A 20,986-nucleotide genomic window follows, 5' to 3' on the forward strand; every position below is an offset into this window, starting at 1 on the left:
TCTAGCTCGACGAGCTGTCGTACCAGGGTCAACATCCAACCAGGCCGAAAACGTTCCCGCTCGTGGCTTTTCCTTGAAAAATTTTCCAAGGTGGCTGTTTGCTGCCGGTTGGCGGCGAATGAGCCGTATTGCTTCGCTCTACGGGTTTTCGCGTTGCTGTGTGTGGTTGTGCCCTCCCGGCGGGTTGCCGGTTGTTCATGAGGACGTGCCCGGAGCCTAAATGGTTCATGCCTGGAAGGGAACGTGATGTTTCCGTCACCCCATCGAGGGATCGAACACTCATGCGACTCTGGACTAGCATGAGGAATCAGGAGGGTGGCGTGACAACGGCCCTACCAGGCATCGGTACCCTCTGACCGGTAACCGAAGACGGGCCTTACCCCACCGGGCCAGATTTCAAATTCAGCGAGGAGCGAACCGCGTGACCGCCGATACGTCCGTGCCGTCCAGTGCGCTGCTGACCGCAGACCGTGACGGTTCCAACTACACCGCGCGGCACCTGCTCGTCCTCGAGGGGCTCGAAGCCGTCCGTAAACGCCCCGGTATGTACATCGGGTCCACCGACAGCCGTGGACTGATGCACTGCCTCTGGGAGATCATCGACAATTCGGTCGACGAAGCCCTCGGTGGCTACTGCGACCACATCGACGTCGTCCTCCACGACGACGGCTCCGTCGAGGTCCGGGACAACGGCCGGGGCATCCCGGTCGACGTCGAGCCCAAGACCGGTCTGTCCGGCGTCGAGGTCGTCATGACCAAGCTGCACGCCGGCGGCAAGTTCGGCGGCGGCTCCTACGCCGCCTCCGGCGGTCTGCACGGTGTCGGCGCCTCCGTGGTCAACGCGCTCTCCGCCCGGCTCGACGTCGAGGTCGACCGCGACGGCGCCACGCACGCGCTCAGCTTCCGCCGCGGCGTCCCCGGCATCTTCACCGAGTCCGGCGCGGACAGCCCGTTCGACCCGTCCGGCGGCCTCCTCAAGGGCAAGCGCGTCCCCAAGACCCGCACCGGCACCCGGGTCCGCTACTGGGCCGACCGCCAGATCTTCCTCAAGGACGCCAAGCTCTCCCTGGAGACGCTGCACCAGCGGGCCCGCCAGACCGCGTTCCTCGTCCCCGGTCTCACCATCGTCGTCCGCGACGAGCGCGACCTGGACGGCGTGGGCAAGAGCGAGGAGACCTTCCGCTTCGACGGCGGCATCAGCGAGTTCTGCGAGTTCCTCGCCCAGGACAAGGCCGTCTGCGACGTGCTGCGCCTCACCGGGCAGGGCACCTTCAAGGAGACCGTCCCGGTCCTCGACGACCGAGGCCACATGACCCCCACCGAGGTCACCCGCGAACTCGGCGTCGACGTCGCCCTGCGCTGGGGCACCGGCTACGACTCGACGGTGAAGTCCTTCGTCAACATCATCGCCACCCCCAAGGGCGGTACGCACGTCTCCGGCTTCGAGCAGGCGATCGCCAAGACCGTCAACGAGGTGCTGCGCTCCGCCAAGATGCTGCGCGTCGCCGAGGACGACATCGTCAAGGACGACGCCCTGGAGGGCCTCACCGCGGTCGTCACGGTCCGGCTCGCCGAGCCGCAGTTCGAGGGGCAGACCAAGGAGGTGCTCGGCACCTCCGCGGCCCGCCGGATCGTCGCCAACGTGGTCGCCAGGGAACTCAAGGCATTCCTGACCTCCACCAAGCGCGACGCCAAGGCACAGGCCCGCGCGGTCCTGGAGAAGGCCGTCGCCGCCGCCCGTACGCGCATCGCGGCCCGTCAGCACAAGGAGGCGCAGCGCCGGAAGACGGCCCTGGAATCCTCCTCGCTGCCCGCCAAGCTCGCCGACTGCCGCAGCGACGACGTCGAGCGCAGCGAACTCTTCATCGTCGAGGGAGACTCCGCGCTCGGCACCGCCAAGCTCGCCCGCAACAGCGAGTTCCAGGCGCTGCTCCCGATCCGCGGCAAGATCCTCAACGTCCAGAAGTCCTCGGTCTCGGACATGCTGAAGAACGCCGAGTGCGGAGCGATCATCCAGGTCATAGGAGCGGGCTCGGGCCGCACCTTCGACATCGACGCGGCCCGCTACGGGAAGGTCATCATGATGACCGACGCCGACGTCGACGGCTCCCACATCCGCACCCTGCTGCTGACCCTGTTCCAGCGCTACATGCGGCCCATGGTCGAGCAGGGGCGCGTCTTCGCCGCCGTGCCGCCGCTGCACCGCATCGAGCTGGTCCAGCCCAAGAAGGGCCAGGACAAGTACGTGTACACGTACTCGGACAACGAGCTGCGGCAGACCCTGCTGGAGTTCCAGCGCAAGGGGGTCCGCTACAAGGACTCCATCCAGCGCTACAAGGGCCTCGGCGAGATGGACGCCGACCAGCTGGCGGAGACCACCATGGACCCCCGCCACCGCACCCTGCGCCGGATCAACATCGGCGACCTGGAAGCGGCCGAGACGGTCTTCGACCTCCTCATGGGCAACGACGTGGCCCCCCGCAAGGAGTTCATCACCAGCTCCGCGGCGACCCTCGACCGCTCCCGCATCGACGCCTGACGCCCGCCCCTTCGGCGTACGGCACCACCCCGCGGCACGACCCGCTCCGAGGCCCCCGGCATCCGACTGCCGGGGGCCTCGGGCGTGTCTCCCCGCGATCCCTCCCATGTCCCTCTCCCGTGTCTCCTCCGATACGACTGTCGGACGGCACCGGTCAGGCGCAAGGGCGCCTTGATCACCTAATGGTGTGAAGAATCCAGGAGAAGCGTCCAGGATGCGCCCGCTCTGTCCATCCTTGGGCACGCGGCCCAAAGGGTTCGCTGACCAAGGAGAGTTCACCGGTGGAGAAGCAGGACGGGCGCGACGCCGCGACGGTGCGGATCGACGACCCCTGGTACGACGCGCTGGCCGCCCCATGGGGCGAGCCGGACGGGAAAACCCCCGACAGCGAGGGACACGGCGGCGACGGATACGGAGCCGCGGCGTTCGCCGGCCGGGCCCACGACGACACGGAGCACGACGGAATCGGGGCCGGTGTCCTGGACCCGTCCGGCAGGGTCCCGCGCCAGCGGGTGCACAGCACGGCGGACATCTACCTGGAGGTCCAACGCAGTCCCGCCTTCCAGGAAGTACGCAGCCGGTACCGCCGGTTCGTCTTCCCCGCCACCGTGGCCTTCCTCCTCTGGTACCTGGCGTACGTGATCGCCGCGACCGCCGCCCCCGGTGTCATGGCCCACCCCGTGGCCGGAGCGGTCAACGTCGCGATGCTCGCCGGACTCGGTCAGTTCGCCTCCACCTTCCTGCTCACCTGGGCGTACGTCCGCAACGCCCGGCGGCGCCGGGACCAGGCCGCCCTCGAACTGCGCTGGGACACCCAGCAGATGACCCGGGGGGCGCGGTCATGACCGGAGACCAGATCACCGGTGACCACCAGGCCCTGGCACTGGTGCTGTTCAGCGTCTTCATCGTGGTCACCCTCGCCATCACCACCTGGGCGGGCCGCAACCGGCAGGGCTCCGCCGAGGAGTTCTACGCCGGCGGGCGCCTCTTCTCGCCCATGGAGAACGGCTTCGCCATCGCCGGCGACTACATGTCCGCCGCCTCCTTCCTCGGCATCTCCGGTCTGATCGCCCTGTTCGGCTACGACGGCATGCTGTACTCCGTCGGCTTCCTCGTCGCCTGGCTGGTCGTCCTGCTGCTGGTCGCCGAACTCGTGCGCAACTGCGGCCGCTTCACCCTCGCCGACGTCGTGGCCTCCCGGATGGCCGAGCGTCCCGTCCGTATCGCCGTCGGCTCCTCCTCGGTCACCGTGTCGGTGCTCTACCTCGTCGCCCAGATGGTCGGCGCCGGCAGCCTGGTCGCCCTGCTCCTCGGCGGCACCAGCGGCGCCGCCCGCTCCTGGACCGTGATCGGGGTCGGCGCGCTCATGGTCGTCTACGTGTCGCTCGGCGGCATGCGGGCCACCACCTGGATCCAGATCGTCAAGGCCGTCCTGCTGATGCTCGGCACGATCGCCCTCACCGTGCTCGTCCTGATCCGGTTCCACGGCAACTTCAACGAGCTGCTCGCCGTCGCGGCCGAACGCAGCGGCCACGGCGAGGACTTCCTCGGCCCCGGTCTGCTCTACGGCCGGGACTGGACCGCCCGCCTCGACTTCGTCAGCCTCGGTGTCGCCCTCGTCCTCGGCACCGCCGGACTCCCGCACATCCTGTCCCGGTTCTACACGGTGCCCACCGCCAAGGCCGCCCGCCACTCCGTCGTCTGGTCCATCGGCCTCATCGGCGGCTTCTACCTGATGACGATCGTGCTCGGCTTCGGTGCCGCGGCCGTGGTCGGCCCCGACACCGTCCACGCCTCCAACGCGGCCGGCAACACCGCCGTACCGCTGCTCGCCCTCGACCTCGGCGGCGGCCCCGGCTCCACCGGGGGCACCATCCTCTTCGCCGTCGTCGCGGCCGTCGCCATCGCCACCATCCTGGCCGTGGTCGCCGGCATCACCCTCGCCTCCTCCGCGTCGGTCGCCCACGACCTCTACGCCACGCTGCGCCGCCCGAACGCCAAGCAGTACAGCGAGGTGACCATCGCCCGGCTGGCCGCCGCCGGCATCGGCGTCGCCGCGATCGGCCTCGGCCTCCTGGCCAGCGATCTCAACGTGGCCTTCCTCGTCGGCCTGGCCTTCGCCGTGGCCGCCTCGGCCAACCTGCCCGTGGTGCTCTACTCGCTGTTCTGGCGGCGGTTCAACACCCGGGGCGCGGTCTGGTCGGTGTACGGCGGACTCCTCCCCGCTGTCCTGCTCGTCGTGGTCTCGCCGGTCGTCTCCGGCAGCCCCGAATCGCTCTTCCCCGGCGTGGACTTCGCCTACTTCCCGCTGGAGAACCCGGGTCTGGTCTCCATCCCGCTCGGCTTCCTCGCGGGCTGGTTCGGCACCGTCACCTCGTCCGAGCCGGCGGACGAGGCCAAGCACGCCGAGACCGAGGTCCGGGCGCTCACCGGCGCCGGGGCCGTCTGATCCACCCCTCCCCGGGCCGTGTCCGGGAACACATCGCCGAGCGAGTCACCGGTCGACACCGGTCCGCTCGGCGATGTGCCGTATCCGGAGCCGTATCCGGGGTCAGGGCCAGGGCCGGGCCAGGGGAAGGGGAGGGGAGGGCGCCGGGGGAGCATCGGGCCTGGTCACAGGGCGAGCGGGCGGCCGGGCCGTGCGGCGTGCCTATCCTTGGGGCTTCGCGGTCGCGGGCACCGACCGTGGCACCACCCGTAAGCACCCATGGCCCGGAGGCACCACCCTTGACCACCCAGCCGATCCCCGTCGTCGTCCTGGCCGGGTTTCTCGGGGCGGGGAAGACCACCCTGCTCAACCATCTGCTGCGCGGTGCGCGCGGCACACGGATCGGGGTCATGGTCAACGACTTCGGCGACATCGGCATCGACGCCATGACCGTCGCCGGGCAGGTCGGATCCACGGTCTCGCTCGGCAACGGCTGTCTGTGCTGCGCCGTGGACGCGAGCGAGCTCGACACCTACCTGGAGGTCCTCACCCGTCCCGAGCTGCGCCTGGACGTGATCGTGATCGAGGCCAGCGGGCTCGCCGAGCCGCAGGAACTCGTCCGGATGGTGCTGGCCAGCGACAACGCGCGCGCCGTCTACGGCGGGCTGGTCGAGGTCGTCGACGCCGCCGAGTTCGCCGCGACCCGCGCCCGCCACCCGGAGACCGACCGCCATCTGGCCGTCGCCGACCTCGTCGTCGTCAACAAGTCCGACCGGCTCGCACCGGCGGAACTGGCCGCCGTACGGGAGACGGTCACCGGGCTCGCGACGCGGGCGGCGATCGTCGAGACGGCGCACGGGCGGATCGACCCGGAGCTGCTCTTCGACAGGGTGGTGCCGGACGGCGAGATCGCCGGACAGATGTCCATCGAGGACATCCTGTACGGGGACGAGCACGCCCATCCGCACGCCGCCTACGACACGGTGTCGCTCGGTACGGCGGTTCCGCTGCATCCGCGCCGTCTGATGACCTTCCTGGACTCCCGCCCCGAGGGCCTCTACCGCATCAAGGGCTTCGTCGACTTCGGCGCCGCCGACCCGGAACACCGCTACACCGTCCACGCGGTGGGCCGTTTTCTGCGCTTCCACCCCGAGCCCTGGCCCGCCGGAGAGGAGCGGCTGACGCAGCTCGTCCTCATCGGCAGCGGAGTCGACGCCGCCGCGCTGCGCGCGGACCTCGCCGCCTGCGAGCAGACCGGTCCGGACGACACGCCCGACGAGCAGAGCATGTGGGGGGTGCTGCGGTACGTGCCGCAGCCGGACGAGGCCGAGGCGCCGGCCTGAGAGCCTGCCTGTCCCGCACCCGTCCCGCACCCGTCCCGCACCCGTACCCGTCCCGCACCCGTACCCGTCCCGCACCCGCACCCGCGACGCCCCCTGTACCCGCGAGGGAACAGGGGGCGTCGCGCATACGCGGAGAGCGGTTCCCTAGCTGGGCGGTCCCGCCAGCACCGCCACCGGCTTCGCCAGCGGCGTGCCCGAGCCGTCGCGGCGCGGGTCGGGGGCCGGGAGTTCGACGGGGGTGCCGTTCTTCTGGGCGGCGTGGGCCGGGGTGGCGCCCGCCCAGGCCAGGATCAGCAGGTCCTCGCCCTTCAGGAGCCGCTGGCAGCGCACACCACCGGTGGCCCGGCCCTTGCGCGGGTACTGGTCGAACGGGGTCAGCTTGGCCGAGGTGCCGGCCGAGGCGTCCAGGGTGCCGGTCGCGCCGGCCACCGTGAACACCACCGCGTCCGCCGCCGGGTCCACCGCCGTGAAGGACAGGACCTCGGCGCCCTCCGCCAGCTTGATGCCCGCCATACCGCCGGCCGGGCGGCCCTGTGGCCGTACCTGGGAGGCCTGGTAGCGCAGCAACTGGGCATCGGAGGTGATGAAGACCAGATCCTCCTCGCCGGTGCGCAGTTCGGTCGCGCCGACGACCCGGTCGCCGTCCTTGAGGCCGATGACCTCCAGTTCGTCCTTGTTCGCCGGATAGTCCGGCACGACCCGCTTGACCACACCCTGGAGCGTGCCGAGCGCGAGGCCGGGCGAGGACTCGTCGAGAGTGGTCAGGCACAGCGCCGTCTCGTCCGCCTCCAGGGTCAGGAACTCCGTGAGCGGCGCACCGCCCGCCAGGTTCGGCGCGGCGGCCGTGTCCGGCAGCTGCGGGAGGTCGATGACGGCGATCCGCAGCAGCCGGCCGGCCGAGGTCACCACGCCGATGTCGCCGCGCTGGGTGGCCGCCACCGAGGAGACGATCACATCGTGCTTGGCGCGCTTGCCGTCGTGGTCGGCCGGAAGGCCCTCGGTCACCGTACGGGCCAGCAGGCCGGTGGAGGACAGCAGCACCCGGCACGGGTCGTCCGCGACCTCCAGGGCCATCGCCGGGGCCGTCTTCGGCGAGCCCGCCGACTCCAGCAGGACCGTGCGCCGGTCGGTGCCGAACTTCTTCGCGACGGCCGCCAGCTCCGTCGAGACCAGCTTGCGCAGCTCCGTGTCGGATTCGAGGATCTGCGTCAGCTCGTCGATCTCGCCGGTGAGGCGGTCGCGCTCCTCCTCCAGCTCCAGCCGGTCGAACTTGGTGAGCCGGCGCAGCGGGGTGTCGAGGATGTACTGCGTCTGGATCTCGCTGAGCGAGAAGCGCTCCATCAGACGCTGCTTGGCCTCCGCCGAGTTGTCGCTCTCGCGGATGAGCCGGATGACCTCGTCGATGTCGAGCAGCGCGACGAGCAGGCCCTCGACCAGGTGCAGCCGGCTCTGCCGCTTGGCGCGGCGGAACTCGGAGCGGCGCCGGACCACGGCGAAGCGGTGGTCGAGGTAGACCTGCAGCAGTTCCCGCAGGCCCAGTGTGAGCGGCTGGCCGTCGACCAGCGCCACGTTGTTGATGCCGAAGGACTCCTCCATGGGCGTCAGCTTGTACAGCTGCTCCAGGACGGCCTCCGGCACGAAGCCGTTCTTCACCTCGATGACCAGGCGCAGGCCGTGGTTGCGGTCGGTGAGGTCCTTGACGTCGGCGATGCCCTGGAGCTTCTTCGAGCCGACCAGGTCCTTGATCTTGGAGATGACCTTCTCGGGGCCGACCGTGAAGGGGAGTTCGGTGACGACGATGCCCTTGCGGCGCGCCGTCACGGTCTCGATGGTGGTCGTCGCGCGGATCTTGAAGGTGCCTCGGCCCGACTCGTAGGCGTCCCGGATGCCGGCGAGGCCGACGATCCGGCCGCCGGTCGGCAGGTCCGGTCCGGGCACGAAGCGCATCAGCGCGTCGAGGTCCGCGTTCGGGTGGCGGATCAGGTGCCGGGCGGCCGCGATCACCTCGCCCAGGTTGTGCGGGGGCATGTTGGTCGCCATGCCGACCGCGATTCCCGAGGCGCCGTTGACCAGCAGGTTCGGGTACGCGGCAGGCAGCGCGACCGGCTCCTGCTCCTGGCCGTCGTAGTTCGGGGCGAAGTCGACGGTGTCCTCGTCGATGGACTCCGTCATCAGGAGTGCGGCCGGGGCCATCTTCGACTCGGTGTACCGCATGGCGGCCGGCGGGTCGTCGTTGCCGAGCGAACCGAAGTTGCCGTGGCCGTCGACGAGGGGCAGCCGCATGGAGAACGGCTGTGCCATGCGGACCATCGCGTCGTAGATCGACGCGTCGCCGTGCGGGTGGAGCTTGCCCATGACTTCGCCGACCACGCGCGCGCACTTCACGAAGCCGCGCTCGGGCCGCAGGCCCATCTCGCTCATCTGGTAGACGATGCGGCGCTGCACCGGCTTCATGCCGTCGCGGGCGTCGGGCAGCGCACGGGAGTAGATCACCGAGTACGCGTACTCGAGGAAGGAACCCTGCATCTCGTCGACGACATCGATGTCGAGGATTCGCTCCTCGAACGCTTCGTCCGGCGGCGGTGTCTTCGTGCTGCGGCGGGCCATCGCGGCTGCGGCTCCTTCACCAACATGGGCTGATCTGACGCCGACCATTGTGGACCGTGCCACGGACAATGCCGACCGCGACCCGGAAGAGGGACATCCGAGAGGTACGGGAACTTCGCGAGGTGGCGGCGCGCTTGCATACAGTGGCAGGACTTTTTCCCGATCGCGATCGAAGGGACGTACATGCCCATGGGTCACACGGCTGAGGCCGAGGCCGGCTCCGGCGGCCTGACTGCGACCGAGCACCGGCTGGCCAACGGCCTGCGGGTGGTGCTCTCCGAGGACCACCTGACCCCGGTCGCCGCGGTCTGCCTCTGGTACGACGTCGGTTCGCGCCACGAGGTCGAGGGCCGCACCGGACTCGCCCACCTCTTCGAGCACCTGATGTTCCAGGGCTCGGGCCAGGTGAAGGGGAACGGCCACTTCGAACTGGTGCAGGGCGCCGGCGGCTCGCTCAACGGTACGACGAGCTTCGAGCGGACCAACTACTTCGAGACCATGCCCGCGCACCAGCTGGAGCTCGCGCTCTGGCTGGAGGCCGACCGCATGGGCTCGCTGCTCGCGGCCCTGGACGACGAGTCCATGGAGAACCAGCGCGACGTCGTCAAGAACGAGCGCCGCCAGCGCTACGACAACGTGCCGTACGGCACCGCGTTCGAGCGCCTGACCGCCCTCGCGTACCCCGAGGGCCACCCGTACCACCACACCCCGATCGGCTCGATGGCCGACCTGGACGCGGCCACCCTCGAGGACGCGCGGAGCTTCTTCCGCACGTACTACGCGCCGAACAACGCGGTGCTCTCCATCGTCGGCGACATCGACCCGGAGCAGACCCTGGCCTGGGTCGAGAAGTACTTCGGCTCCATCGCCGGCCACGACGGCAAGCCCGCGCCCCGCGACGGCTCGCTGCCGGACGTCATCGGCGGGCAGCTGCGCGAGGTAGTCGAGGAGGAGGTCCCGGCGCGTGCGCTGATGGCCGCCTACCGGCTGCCCCACGACGGCACGCGGGAGTCCGACGCGGCCGACGTGGCCCTGACCATCCTGGGCGGCGGGGAGTCCTCCCGTCTCCACAACCGGCTGGTCCGCCGCGACCGCACGGCCGTCGCCGCGGGCTTCGGCCTGCTGCGGCTGGCCGGCGCGCCCTCGCTCGGCTGGCTGGACGTCAAGGCATCCGGCGGTGTCGAGGTCCCGGCGATCGAGAAGGCCGTCGACGAGGAGCTGGCCCGTTTCGCCGCCGAGGGCCCGACGCCCGAGGAGATGGAGCGCGCCCAGGCCCAGCTGGAGCGCGAGTGGCTGGACCGGCTCGGCACGGTCGCCGGCCGCGCCGACGAACTGTGCCGGTACGCGGTGCTGTTCGGCGACCCGCAGCTCGCGCTCACCGCCGTGCACCGGGTCCTCGACGTCACCGCCGAGGAGGTCCGGGAGGTCGCCCAGGCGCGACTGCGCCCGGACAACCGCGCCGTCCTGGTCTACGAGCCGGTGACGGCCGACGGCGCCGACGACAGCGACAGCGACGAGGAAGAGGGAGCGGACCAGTGACCGAGGCCGCCGCGTCTTTGGCAACCATGACGTTCCACCCGCAGCCCCAGCCGGGCCTCGCCAAGCCCTGGGCCTTCCCGGCCCCGGAGCGCGGCACGCTCGGCAACGGGATGACCGTGCTGCGCTGCCACCGCCCCGGCCAGCAGGTGGTGGCCGTCGAGGTGTCCCTCGACGCCCCGCTGGAGGCCGAGCCCGAGGGCCTGGACGGCGTGGCCACGATCATGGCCCGGGCCCTGTCCGAGGGCACCGACCAGCGCTCCGCCGAGGAGTTCGCCGCCGAGCTGGAGCGCTGCGGCGCCACTCTCGACGCGCACGCCGACCACCCCGGCGTACGGGTCTCCCTGGAGGTCCCGGTCTCCCGGCTGCCCAAGGCGCTCGGCCTGCTCGCCGAGGCCCTGATCGCGCCCGCGTTCGCCGAGTCCGAGATCGAGCGCCTGGTGCGCAACCGGCTCGACGAGATCCCGCACGAGGCGGCCAACCCGGCCCGCCGGGCGGCCAAGCAGCTCTCCAAGGAGCTGTTCCCGGCCGGTACGCGCCTGTCCCGGCCGCGCCAGGGCACCGAGGAGACGGTGGAGGCGATCGACGCCGCCGCCGTGCGCGCCTTCTACGACGCGCACCTGCGGCCCGCCGCCGCCACCGTCGTGGTCGTCGGCGACCTGACCGGGGTCGACCTGGACAAGCTGCTCGCCGAGACCCTGGGCGCGTGGACCGGGGCGCCCGCCGCGCCGCGTCCCATGCGGGGCATCACGGCCGACGACACCGGACGGGTCGTCATCGTGGACCGACCCGGCGCCGTTCAGACGCAGCTGCTCATCGGCCGTATCGGCGCCGACCGCCACGACCAGGTCTGGCCGGCCCAGGTGCTCGGCACGTACTGCCTCGGCGGCACCCTCACCTCCCGGCTCGACCGCGTCCTGCGCGAGGAGAAGGGCTACACCTACGGGGTACGTGCCTTCGGCCAGGTGGTGCGTTCCGACGCCGAGGGCCACGGTGCCTCGATGCTGGCCATCACCGGCTCGGTCGACACGCCGAACACCGGCCCGGCCCTCGACGACCTGTGGAAGGTGCTGCGCACCCTGGCCGCCGAGGGTCTGACGGACGCCGAGCGCGATGTGGCCGTGCAGAACCTGGTGGGGGTGGCCCCGCTCAAGTACGAGATGGCGGCCTCCGTCGCGGGCACGCTCGCCGACCAGGTCGAGCAGCACCTCCCGGACGACTACCAGGGGCAGTTGTACGCGCGCCTGGCCGAGACCGGCACGGTCGAGGCCACGGCCGCCGTGGTCAACGCCTTCCCGGTGGACCGGCTGGTCACCGTGCTCGTCGGTGACGCGGCACAGATCGAGGAGCCGGTGCGGGCCCTCGGGATCGGCGAGGTGACGGTCGTCACCGGCTGAGCGGCCGACCGACTCACCCGACCGACCTGACCCGACCTGACCCGGCCGGCCCGGCCGATCCCGCGGGCTCGGCCGGGCCGACGGTGTGGACGGCTGAGGGAAGGACCCTGACGACCCGGTTCGTCAGGGTCCTTCCCTATGTCCGAATTGATGGCCTGTGAGGTCGAATGCCCTGTGGCATGAATAACAATGAGGCGCCTCTGTTTGGCGATGGACAGATGATCGGCCTAGCGTCGATGCGGCTGTCCGCCCCTGTACGACGCCGCGTCCGCGGCACCGGGCAGCCATCGCCGAGTCCCCGTCAGGCGCGAGCCTGGGGAGCCGGGGACCCCTCACGTCCCCTGGGGTGAATCGGACGCCTTCGCTCTCGCGGAGGGGCCCGTAGGAGACCTTCCTGCTCCGAACCCGTCAGCTAACCCGGTAGGCGAGAGGGAAGGAAAGGACCAGCCTTTTCATGGCGTTCACCCGTGCCACCGGGAAGCATCGTGCTCCGAGCCGGATGGCGCGCCGCGGCGCGGGCATCGCCGGCGCGGCGACCCTCGCCGGTGCCGGCGTCATCGGCTCTCTGGCCTCTCCGGCGCTCGCCGCCGACACCGAGGACGGCTCCCTGGAGGACACCGGCCTCACCCGGGTGGTCACCGAGGAGTCCCTCGCCAAGCACGTCGACGCCCAGGCCGCCGCCCAGGAGAAGCAGGCCTACCAGGCCGCCGCCCGCGCCAAGGCCGCCGCCGAGGCGAAGCGCAAGGCCGAGCAGCGCGTCAAGGAGATCCGCGAGGCCAAGGAGCGCGCGGCCCGTGACGCCGAGCGCAAGCGCCTCGCCTCCTTCCAGCTCCCCGTTGCCGGCTCGTACGTCTCCACCGGCTACCAGACCGGCGGCGCGCTGTGGTCCTCCGGCCACCACTCCGGTATCGACTTCCACGCCGCGTACGGCACCACGGTCGTCTCGGTCGGCTCGGGCACCGTCGTCGAGGCCGGCTGGGGCGGCGCGTACGGCAACAACATCGTCATCCGGATGAACGACGGCACGTACACCCAGTACGGCCATCTCTCCGCCCTGCGCGTGTACGTCGGCCAGAAGGTCACCCCGGGCGAGCTGATCGGCATCTCCGGATCCTCCGGAAACTCCACCGGCCCGCACCTCCACTTCGAGGCCCGCACCGGTGCGGAGTACGGCACGGACATCAACCCGATCTCGTACCTGCGGGCCCGCGGCGTGGCCGTCTGACGGTCGCCCCCGGACAGCCCGGCGGATGATCGCATCCCGCGATCGCGCGCGGCGCACCACGTGACGAAGCCCCGGCTCGAAGGAGCCGGGGCTTCGGTGTGCGCGGGGGCGCGGTGCCGGGGGCGCGGTGCGTGGGGTGCGCACGGGGCGTGGCGCGCTGGGCGCGGACATGCGAAGAGCCGCGTCCCTCCGGAGGAGCTGGAGGGGCGCGGCTCTCGTCGCTGAATCGCTGAACAGCCGAACCGCCGCCGGACTGTCGTCGGACTGTCGTCGGGTGACGGCGGGGTGGCGGCGGACGGGTCAGACGGTCTCGGGCAGCTCTTCGAGGCCCTCGGCGACCAGCTTCGCGAGGCGGTCGAGCGCGATCTCGGCGCCCTCGGCGTCCGAGGCGAGCACGATCTCCTCGCCGCCCTGGGCGCCCAGGCCGAGCACCGCGAGCATGGACGCGGCGTTGACCGGGCTGCCGTCGGCCTTGGCGATCGTCACGGGGATGCCGGAGGCCGTGGTGGCACGGACGAAGATGGAGGCGGGGCGGGCGTGCAGGCCCTCGGCCCAGCCGACGTTGACGCGGCGCTCAGCCATAGTGGTTGCCCTTCAACTCTCAGCGGTTGTCTAGACCAGTCTCTCACGGGTGGCGGGAGACCCGGCCTAGAACCGCCGGGCAGCCCCTGGGGTGCCCCGTCCGGCCCTCCCCACAGTGCCCGGCGCCCGCCCGCCGCGCGACCGGTGCCACGGCTCCGCCGCGACCCGTGTCACCACTCGTGTCACGGCCCCGCGCCGGTCGTAGTCTTTCCCCATGCAGAGCGCGTCGGAACAGCCCGCACAGCCGGAACACGCCTACCCCGACCACTGGGAGGCGGACGTGGTCCTGCGGGACGGCGGCACCGCGCGCATCCGCCCCATCACCGCCGACGACGCCGACCGGCTGGTCGGCTTCTACGAGCATGTGTCGGACGAGTCGAAGTACTACCGCTTCTTCGCGCCCTACCCCCGGCTGTCCGCCAAGGACGTCCACCGGTTCACCCACCACGACTTCGTGGACCGGGTCGGGCTCGCCGCCACCGTGGGCGACGACTTCATCGCCACCGTCCGCTACGACCGCATCGCCCCCGACGGGCGGCCCGCCTCGGCGCCCGCCGACGAGGCCGAGGTCGCCTTCCTCGTCCAGGACGCCCACCAGGGCCGCGGGGTCGCCTCCGCCCTGCTGGAACACATCGCGGCCGTCGCCCGCGAGCGCGGGATCCGCCGGTTCGCCGCCGAGGTGCTGCCCGCCAACACCAAGATGATCAAGGTCTTCACGGACGCCGGCTACACCCAGAAGCGCAGCTTCGAGGACGGCTCGGTCCGCCTCCACCTCGACTTGGAGCCGACCGACCGCTCCCTGGCCGTGCAGCGCGCCCGCGAACAGCGCGCCGAGTCCCGCTCCGTCCAGCGGCTGCTCGCCCCCGGCTCGGTCGCGGTGATCGGCGTCGGCCGCGCGCCCGGCGGGGTCGGCCGGACCGTGCTGCGCAACCTCGTCGCCGCCGGCTACCGGGGCACCGTCCACGCCGTGAACAAGAACCTGGGGGAGGGGCCGCACACCCTGGAGGGCGCTCCGGCCTGCCGCCGGCTCGCCGACATCGGCGAGCCGGTCGACCTCGCCGTCGTCACCGTCCCCGCCGACCAGGTGCCCGCGGCCGTCGCCGACTGCGGCGAGCACGGCGTACGCGGACTGGTCGTCCTGTCCGCCGGATACGCGGAGAGCGGCGCCGAGGGCCGTGAACGCCAGCGCGCCCTGGTGCGCCAGGCCCGCTCGTACGGCATGCGGATCATCGGTCCCAACGCCTTCGGGATCATCAATACGGCCGAGTCCGTCCGGCTGAACGCCTCGCTCGCCCCGCAGATGCCCGCCGCCGGCCGGATCGGTCTCTTCGCCCAGTCCGGTGCCATCGGCATCGCTCTGCTCGCCGGTCTGCACCGGCACGGCGCGGGCGTCTCCTCCTTCATCTCCGCCGGGAACCGCGCCGATGTCTCCGGCAACGACCTGCTCCAGCACTGGTACGACGACCCCGCCACCGATGTCGTCCTGTTGTACCTGGAGTCGATCGGAAACCCGCGCAAGTTCACCCGGCTCGCCCGCCGGACCGCCGCCGTCAAGCCCGTGGTCGTGGTCAAGGGGGCCCGGCACAGCGGCAGCGCCCCGCCCGGACACCGGGTCCCGGTCACCCGGGTTCCGTACGCCACCGTCTCCGCGCTACTGCGGCAGGCCGGAGTCATCCGCGTCGACACCATCACCGAACTCGTCGACACCGGTCTGCTCCTCGCCGACCAGCCGCTGCCGGCCGGCCCCCGGGTCGCCATCCTCGGCAACTCCGAATCGCTGGGTCTGCTGGCCTACGATGCCTGCCTCACCGAGGGGCTGCGTCCACAGCGGCCCCTCGACCTGACGACCGGCGCCACCCCGGACGGCTTCCGCGCCGCGCTCGCGGCGGCCCTCGCCGACGACGGCTGCGACGCGGTGGTCGTCACGGCCATACCGCGCGTGGGCGAGGACGGTATCGGCGGAACGGCCGGCGCGACGGGCGGCGAGGCCGGTACGCCGGGCGGTGCCGCCGCGTCCGGCGGCGTCGATGTGCTGGCCGCGGCCCTGCGCTCGGCCGTCGCCGCCGCACCCGGCCCCGCGAAGCCGGTCGTCGTCGTGCATGTGGAGATGGGCGCGCTGGCGGAGGCCCTGTCCGCGGCCACCCGTACGCGGCCCAGCGCCGGCCGGCCGACGGACCCCACGGCGGCCCTGGCGGCCCTCGCCGTGTCGCCCGCCCCTGCCGTGCCATCCGCCCCGGCAGTCCCGCCGGCCCCCGCCGCCCCACCGGTTCCGGCCGCCTCGCGGGTCGCGGGCCGGGAACCGGCTACCCCGGAACCGGCTACCCCGGAACCGGCCACCCCGGAATCGGCCGGGCCGCAGGACACCGCGGAACCGGTCGCCGTACCCGGCGCCATCCCCGCGTACCCCGCCGCCGAACGCGCCGTGCGCGCCCTCGCCGAGGCCGTCCGCTACGCCGACTGGCGTCGCCGGTCCGCCGCCGACCCCGGCCGGGTTCCCGAGTTCGACCGGATCGACGAACCCGGCGCCGCCGACTTCATCGCCCGCGTCCTGCGCGAGCGCGACGCCCACGCGCGCGGGGTCACCCTCGACGGCGACGAGACCGTCGACCTTCTCGGCCGCTACGGGATCCGGGTCCTGCCGACCCTGCCCGCCCCCGGCCCCGACGAGGCCGTCCGGGCCGCCGCCCGCCTCGGCTTCCCGGTCGCCCTCAAGACCACCGCGCCCCATCTGCGCCACCGCCCCGACCTCGGCGGCGTACGGCTCGACCTGGCCACCGAGGGCCAGCTGCGTACGGCATATGCCGAACTCACCGAGGCCCTCGGCAAGCCCGAGGAGCTCCAGCCGGTCGTACAGGCGATGGTCCCGCGCGGGGTCGACACCGTCGTCCGCGCCGCCATCGACCCCGCCGTCGGCGCCGTCCTCTCCTTCGGCCTGGCCGGCGCCCCCTCCGAACTCCTCGGCGACATGTCCCACCGGCTGGTCCCCGCCACCGACCGGGACGCCGCCGACCTCGTCCGCTCCATCCGGACCGCGCCCCTCCTCTTCGGCTGGCGCGGCTCGGCGCCCGTCGACACCGCCGCCCTCGAAGAGCTGCTGCTGCGCGTCTCCCGGCTCGTCGACGACCACCCCGAGGTCGTCGCCCTCTCCCTCGAACCCGTCGTCGTCGCCCCGCGCGGTCTGTCCGTGCTCGGTGCCAGCGTCCGCCTGGCCCCGCCCCCGCCCTCGCCCGTCACCGACCTCGGCCCGCGCCGCCTCCCCTCCTACTGACCGCTCCCGACCGCCCCTGACCACCTCCGACCACTCCCGCCGCCCGGGACCCCGCGCCGACCGGGACTCCCTCGCCGGGGCGCACCTCCTCCTGGTCCGGTCCTGATCCGGTTCCGGTTCCGACGAGGCCCTGGCGCGGCTTCGGTGTGGTCCCGGTGTAGTCCTGACGTGCTTCTGATCCGGCGTGCGAACCGGCGCGCGTCCGCCCGACCGAGCCCGGTTTGCCCCCACACGCCCGGCGGGGAGTCGGAAGTCACAGCCCTCGCGCCGCCGAACGGCCCCGGCCGCCCGTCCGGCGGGCCAAGCCGTCCTTGCCCACGGATTAGGATGGAGTCCATGGCGAAGACCGGTACGACGACCCAGGGGCTGCGCACGGCGATCGAGCGCAGCGGCTATTACCCGGCCCTCGTGGCCGAGGCGGTGGAGTCCGCCGTCGGCGGCGAGGCCGTCAAGTCGTACGTGGTGCATCAGGAGACCACGTTCGACGCGAACGAGGTCCGGCGGCACGTCACCGTCCTGGTCCTGACGGCGAACCGCTTCATCGTCAGCCACACCGACGAGCAGGCCGCCGACAGCGGCTCCCCGACGCCGTACGCCACGACGTCCACCGAGTCCCTCAACCTGGACCGGATCTCCTCGGTCGTCGTCAGCCGCATGGTCGCCAACCCCGAGTCGTACACCCCGGGCACCCTGCCCCGCGAGGTCGTGCTCACCATCGGCTGGGGCGCCGTCTCCCGGATCGACCTGGAGCCGGCCGCCTGCGGCGACCCCAACTGCGACGCCGACCACGGCTACACCGGCAACGCCACCGCCGACGACCTCAGCCTCCGGGTCAGCGACGCGGGCGACGGCCCGGACACCGTCCGGCAGACGCTCGCCTTCGCCCAGGCCCTCTCCGAGGCCACCGCGTCGACCTCCACCGCCCGCTGATGGCCCAGCCCACCGCCATCGCCCAGGGCTGGCCGGACGACCCGATCCCGCTCGACCCCGCCACCGCGCCGCTGCCCGAGTACGGCAGCGGCTCCCTCGCCGACCTGCTGCCCACGCTCGTGGCCGGGCAGGGCGTACCCGGCTTCGAGTCGCGGATCGCCGAGCTGGCGCCCGCCGACCGGGTCTGTGTCTTCCTGGTCGACGGGCTCGGCTGGGAACAGGTCAAGGCCCACCCCGACGAGGCCCCGTTCCTCACCTCGCTGCTCGCCGGCTCGCGCGGCGGCACCGGGCGCCCCCTCACCGCGGGCTTCCCCGCCACCACCGCGACCTCGCTCGCCTCGGTGGGCACCGGTCTGCACCCCGGCGCCCACGGTCTGCCCGGTTACACGGTGCGCGACCCGGACACCGGCGGGCTGATGAACCAGCTCCGCTGGAAGCCCTGGACCCCGCCGCGGGTCTGGCAGCCGTACCCCACCGTCTTCCAGCTCGCCCACGAGGCCGGGATCCACACCGCCCAGGTCTCCTCGCCGATCTTCTCGGACACCCCGCTCACGAAGATCGCGCTGAGCGGCGGCAGCTTCCACGGACGGCTGTCCGGCGAGGAGCGCGTGGACTTCGCCGCCGAGCAGCTCGCCGCCGGCGACCGCTCGCTGGTCTACACGTACTACAGCGAACTCGACGGGGCCGGGCACCGCTTCGGCGTCTCCTCGGACGCCTGGCGCGGCCAGCTGATGTTCGTCGACCGGCTCGCCCAGCGGCTGGCCGAGCAGCTGCCGCCCCGCGCGGCGCTGTACGTGACCGCCGACCACGGCATGGTCGACATCCCCTTCGACGAGGACCACCGGATCGACTTCGACGAGGACTGGGAGCTGCGCGCCGGCGTCTCCCTGCTCGGCGGCGAGGGCCGGGCCCGGCACGTCTACGCGGTCCCCGGGGCCGAGGCCGACGTCCTCACCTGCTGGCGCGAGGTCATCGGCGACCGCTTCTGGGTGGCGAGCCGCGACGAGGCCATCGCGCTCGGCTGGTTCGGCGAGCACGTCGACGAGCGGGTGTACGGCCGGATCGGCGACGTCGTCGCCGCGGCCGCGGACGGCGACATCGCCATCACCGCGTCCCTCAACGAGCCGAACGAGTCCGCGATGACGGGCATGCACGGGTCCATGACGCCGGCGGAGCAGTTGGTTCCGCTCCTCGAAGTACGTACCTGAGGAGGACGGGGCAGCCGTTTTCGCGCGTGCCCCGCGCCCTCCCGCCGCTCCGCCTGCCCGCTGCTCCGTCCGTCCGCCGTCCGCCGTCCGCTGCCCACTGTTCCGCCGCTCTGCCGTTCCGCAGCTTTCCGATCCCGAAAGGTCCCCGTCCTTCCATGTCCGAATTGGTATTTTTCTCCGGCACCATGGATTGCGGGAAGAGTACTCTGGCGCTCCAGATCGGGCACAACCGGTCGGCCCGCGGGCTCCAAGGCGTGATCTTCACGCGCGACGACCGCGCGGGCGAGGGGAAGCTGTCGTCCCGGCTGGGTCTGGTGACGGAGGCCGTCGAGGCGTCCGAGGGCATGGACCTGTACGCGTACCTGGTCACCGAACTCTCCAAGGGCGGCCGGGCGGACTACGTGATCGTGGACGAGGCCCAGTTCCTGGCGCCGGAGCAGATCGACCAGCTGGCCCGGATCGTGGACGACCTCGACATGGACGTCTTCGCCTTCGGCATCACCACGGACTTCCGCACCAAGCTCTTCCCCGGCTCGCAGCGGCTGATCGAGCTGGCGGACCGGATCGAGCAGCTTCAGGTCGAGGCCCTGTGCTGGTGCGGCGCCCGCGCCACGCACAACGCCCGTACGGTGAGCGGCGAGATGGTCGTGGAGGGCGCCCAGGTGGTCGTCGGCGACGTGAACCGGCCGGCGGAGCAGATCGGCTACGAGGTCCTCTGCCGCCGGCACCACCGCCGCCGGGTGACGAGCGCCACGGCCCGCGCGGGCGCTCTCTCCCCGGACGTCCTGCCCGTCAACCACGCCTGACATTAAGGGAGTTCCGCCGCCGTTCCGCCGCCGTGCCGCCGACGTCAGGTCGGGGGTGCGGCGTTTTCCTTTGGTGAATCCGTCCGGCGAAGAAGTGATCGCTCTTCAGTGAGTCGAGTGATCGGGCGGCGTCTCGGCGAGGGAATGGGCGAGGGCCTCGGCGAAGGCCCGCGCGCTCGGAGTGGTGTTCGTGCGGGGGAGGATCAGGCCGAGCCGGGAGTCGGGAAGGCCCTCGACCGGGACGTAGGCGAGGGAGGCGTGGTGGGCGTGGTATCCGGCCGTCGAGCGGCAGAGCAGCAGTGCTCCCCGGTCCGCCGCCGCGAGCGAGAGGGCCTCCTGAAGCGTGTTGATGGTGGGGCCGGGCGGGATCGGGCGGCCGGCCGGGGTCTCGCGCGGGGCCTGCGCCAGGCGCCAGTACGCGGGCGCGGTGTCGTGGACGCCGATCAGCCGTAGTCCCGTCAGTTCCTCCGCCGAGACCGACTCCCGCGCCGCGAGGGGGTGTCGGGCGGAGAGTGCCAGGGTCTGCGGCTGTCGCGAGAACACCGGCCCGAGGGCCAAGTCGTCCTCCGCCACCGGCAGTAGCACCACCGCGCAGTCCACCTCCTCGCGCCGCACCGGCCCGAACGGATCGGACAGCGCGATCTCCACCACCTCCGTCGCGCACTCCGGATGGCGTTCCTCGAACCGGGCGATGGCCCGGGCCAGATGGCCGTCCACCGTTCCCTGGAAGCCGATCCGCAGCACCCCGCCGACGCTCCGGGCCGCGGCCCGGGCCTCGTCGACCGTCGCGCGCAGCGACTCGTACGCCGGACGCAGCGCGGACAGGAACGACGCACCGAGCGGGGTCAGACTCACCCGGCGGCTCGTCCGCTCCACCAAGGGGGCGCCGATCCGGCCCTCCAGCGACCGGAGCAGCTGGCTGACCCGGCTCTGGGACACGTACAGCCGCTCGCCCGCCCGGCCGAAGTGCAACTCCTCGGCGAGGACGAGGAATGCCTCCAACTCACGGATGTGCAGACTGCCCGTGCTCATGTCGCTCCCTCGCTTCCCTTCTCTTCGTGTCGGCTTCGGCCTCAACCCCGGTGCCCGGAAGCCCGGTTCGGGCGACCGGCCGGGC

The 20,986-nt window shown here is 72.1% G+C and carries 14 protein-coding genes and 1 riboswitch; of the genes, 11 read left to right on the forward strand and 3 right to left on the reverse strand.

What is annotated here, in order from left to right; translation table 11 throughout:
• The first annotated feature begins 421 nt into the window (after positions 1-421).
• The 4 genes from ABZ990_RS01965 (at position 422) to ABZ990_RS01980 (ending at position 6,310) form a co-directional block, all read left to right on the forward strand.
• Complete coding sequence (locus tag ABZ990_RS01965) at positions 422-2,539, forward strand: DNA topoisomerase IV subunit B (RefSeq protein ID WP_361223768.1); 2,118 nt, start codon at positions 422-424, stop codon at positions 2,537-2,539.
• 281 nt (positions 2,540-2,820) lie between these two features.
• Complete coding sequence (locus ABZ990_RS01970) at positions 2,821-3,384, forward strand: DUF485 domain-containing protein (RefSeq protein ID WP_361223770.1); 564 nt, start codon at positions 2,821-2,823, stop codon at positions 3,382-3,384.
• A gap of 11 nt (positions 3,385-3,395) precedes the next feature.
• Positions 3,396-4,988: a cation acetate symporter gene (locus ABZ990_RS01975; RefSeq protein ID WP_361224430.1), complete on the forward strand. Its 1,593-nt coding sequence runs from the start codon at positions 3,396-3,398 to the stop codon at positions 4,986-4,988.
• A gap of 278 nt (positions 4,989-5,266) precedes the next feature.
• A complete protein-coding gene (locus ABZ990_RS01980; RefSeq protein WP_361223773.1) occupies positions 5,267-6,310 on the forward strand; it encodes a GTP-binding protein in 1,044 nt (347 codons plus the stop codon).
• Positions 6,311-6,454: 144 nt separating this feature from the next.
• Here ABZ990_RS01980 and ABZ990_RS01985 read toward each other — a convergent pair whose 3' ends face one another.
• Positions 6,455-8,917: a DNA topoisomerase IV subunit A gene (locus ABZ990_RS01985; RefSeq protein WP_361223775.1), complete on the reverse strand. Its 2,463-nt coding sequence runs from the start codon at positions 8,915-8,917 to the stop codon at positions 6,455-6,457.
• A 189-nt stretch (positions 8,918-9,106) separates the two neighbouring features.
• Here ABZ990_RS01985 and ABZ990_RS01990 point away from each other — a divergent pair, with 189 nt between their 5' ends.
• From ABZ990_RS01990 to ABZ990_RS02000, 3 genes are all read left to right on the forward strand, one after another.
• The gene (locus tag ABZ990_RS01990; RefSeq protein WP_361223778.1) at positions 9,107-10,456 is read left to right on the forward strand and encodes a pitrilysin family protein; all 1,350 of its coding nucleotides are present in this window, start codon (positions 9,107-9,109) and stop codon (positions 10,454-10,456) included.
• Entirely contained in the window at positions 10,453-11,850 is a 1,398-nt protein-coding gene (locus ABZ990_RS01995) for a pitrilysin family protein (protein WP_361223781.1), read from the forward strand. Before ABZ990_RS01990 ends, ABZ990_RS01995 begins: the two co-directional genes overlap by 4 nt.
• Before the next feature lie 278 nt (positions 11,851-12,128).
• Positions 12,129-12,292, forward strand: a riboswitch (cyclic di-AMP (ydaO/yuaA leader).
• A 12-nt stretch (positions 12,293-12,304) separates the two neighbouring features.
• Complete coding sequence (locus ABZ990_RS02000; protein WP_361223784.1) at positions 12,305-13,075, forward strand: M23 family metallopeptidase; 771 nt, start codon at positions 12,305-12,307, stop codon at positions 13,073-13,075.
• A gap of 300 nt (positions 13,076-13,375) precedes the next feature.
• On the opposite strand, the gene ABZ990_RS02005 is transcribed toward ABZ990_RS02000, so the two are convergent.
• A complete protein-coding gene (locus tag ABZ990_RS02005) occupies positions 13,376-13,657 on the reverse strand; it encodes an HPr family phosphocarrier protein (protein WP_361223786.1) in 282 nt (93 codons plus the stop codon).
• Between the two features lie 214 nt (positions 13,658-13,871).
• On the opposite strand from ABZ990_RS02005, the gene ABZ990_RS02010 reads away from it, so the two are divergent.
• The 4 genes from ABZ990_RS02010 (at position 13,872) to ABZ990_RS02025 (ending at position 19,869) form a co-directional block, all read left to right on the forward strand.
• Positions 13,872-16,925: a GNAT family N-acetyltransferase gene (locus tag ABZ990_RS02010; protein WP_361223789.1), complete on the forward strand. Its 3,054-nt coding sequence runs from the start codon at positions 13,872-13,874 to the stop codon at positions 16,923-16,925.
• A 327-nt stretch (positions 16,926-17,252) separates the two neighbouring features.
• Positions 17,253-17,855, forward strand: coding sequence for a DUF5998 family protein (locus ABZ990_RS02015; RefSeq protein ID WP_361223792.1), 603 nt, complete (start codon positions 17,253-17,255; stop codon positions 17,853-17,855).
• Positions 17,855-19,063, forward strand: a complete 1,209-nt coding sequence (locus tag ABZ990_RS02020) for a nucleotide pyrophosphatase/phosphodiesterase family protein (RefSeq protein WP_361223794.1) — start codon at positions 17,855-17,857, stop codon at positions 19,061-19,063. Before ABZ990_RS02015 ends, ABZ990_RS02020 begins: the two co-directional genes overlap by 1 nt.
• Positions 19,064-19,218: 155 nt before the next feature.
• Positions 19,219-19,869: a thymidine kinase gene (locus ABZ990_RS02025; RefSeq protein WP_361223796.1), complete on the forward strand. Its 651-nt coding sequence runs from the start codon at positions 19,219-19,221 to the stop codon at positions 19,867-19,869.
• Positions 19,870-19,974: 105 nt separating this feature from the next.
• Here the strand turns inward: ABZ990_RS02025 and ABZ990_RS02030 are convergent, their stop codons facing one another.
• Positions 19,975-20,901, reverse strand: a complete 927-nt coding sequence (locus ABZ990_RS02030; protein WP_361223798.1) for a LysR family transcriptional regulator — start codon at positions 20,899-20,901, stop codon at positions 19,975-19,977.
• Positions 20,902-20,986: the final 85 nt, after the last annotated feature.

Origin of the sequence: Streptomyces sp. NPDC046203 (genome assembly GCF_040646255.1) — a bacterium.
Taxonomy (GTDB): domain Bacteria; phylum Actinomycetota; class Actinomycetes; order Streptomycetales; family Streptomycetaceae; genus Streptomyces.

Excerpts from the sequence above, each read along its gene's own strand:
- ABZ990_RS01985 (WP_361223775.1), bottom strand. The coding sequence starts at position 8,917 with ATGGCCCGCCGCAGCACGAAGACACCGCCGCCGGACGAAGCGTTCGAG.
- ABZ990_RS01990 (WP_361223778.1), top strand. The coding sequence starts at position 9,107 with ATGGGTCACACGGCTGAGGCCGAGGCCGGCTCCGGCGGCCTGACTGCG.
- ABZ990_RS02000 (WP_361223784.1), top strand. The coding sequence starts at position 12,305 with ATGGCGTTCACCCGTGCCACCGGGAAGCATCGTGCTCCGAGCCGGATG.
- ABZ990_RS02005 (WP_361223786.1), bottom strand. The coding sequence starts at position 13,657 with ATGGCTGAGCGCCGCGTCAACGTCGGCTGGGCCGAGGGCCTGCACGCC.
- ABZ990_RS02010 (WP_361223789.1), top strand. The coding sequence starts at position 13,872 with ATGCAGAGCGCGTCGGAACAGCCCGCACAGCCGGAACACGCCTACCCC.
- ABZ990_RS02015 (WP_361223792.1), top strand. The coding sequence starts at position 17,253 with ATGGAGTCCATGGCGAAGACCGGTACGACGACCCAGGGGCTGCGCACG.
- ABZ990_RS02020 (WP_361223794.1), top strand. The coding sequence starts at position 17,855 with ATGGCCCAGCCCACCGCCATCGCCCAGGGCTGGCCGGACGACCCGATC.
- ABZ990_RS02025 (WP_361223796.1), top strand. The coding sequence starts at position 19,219 with ATGTCCGAATTGGTATTTTTCTCCGGCACCATGGATTGCGGGAAGAGT.
- ABZ990_RS02030 (WP_361223798.1), bottom strand. The coding sequence starts at position 20,901 with ATGAGCACGGGCAGTCTGCACATCCGTGAGTTGGAGGCATTCCTCGTC.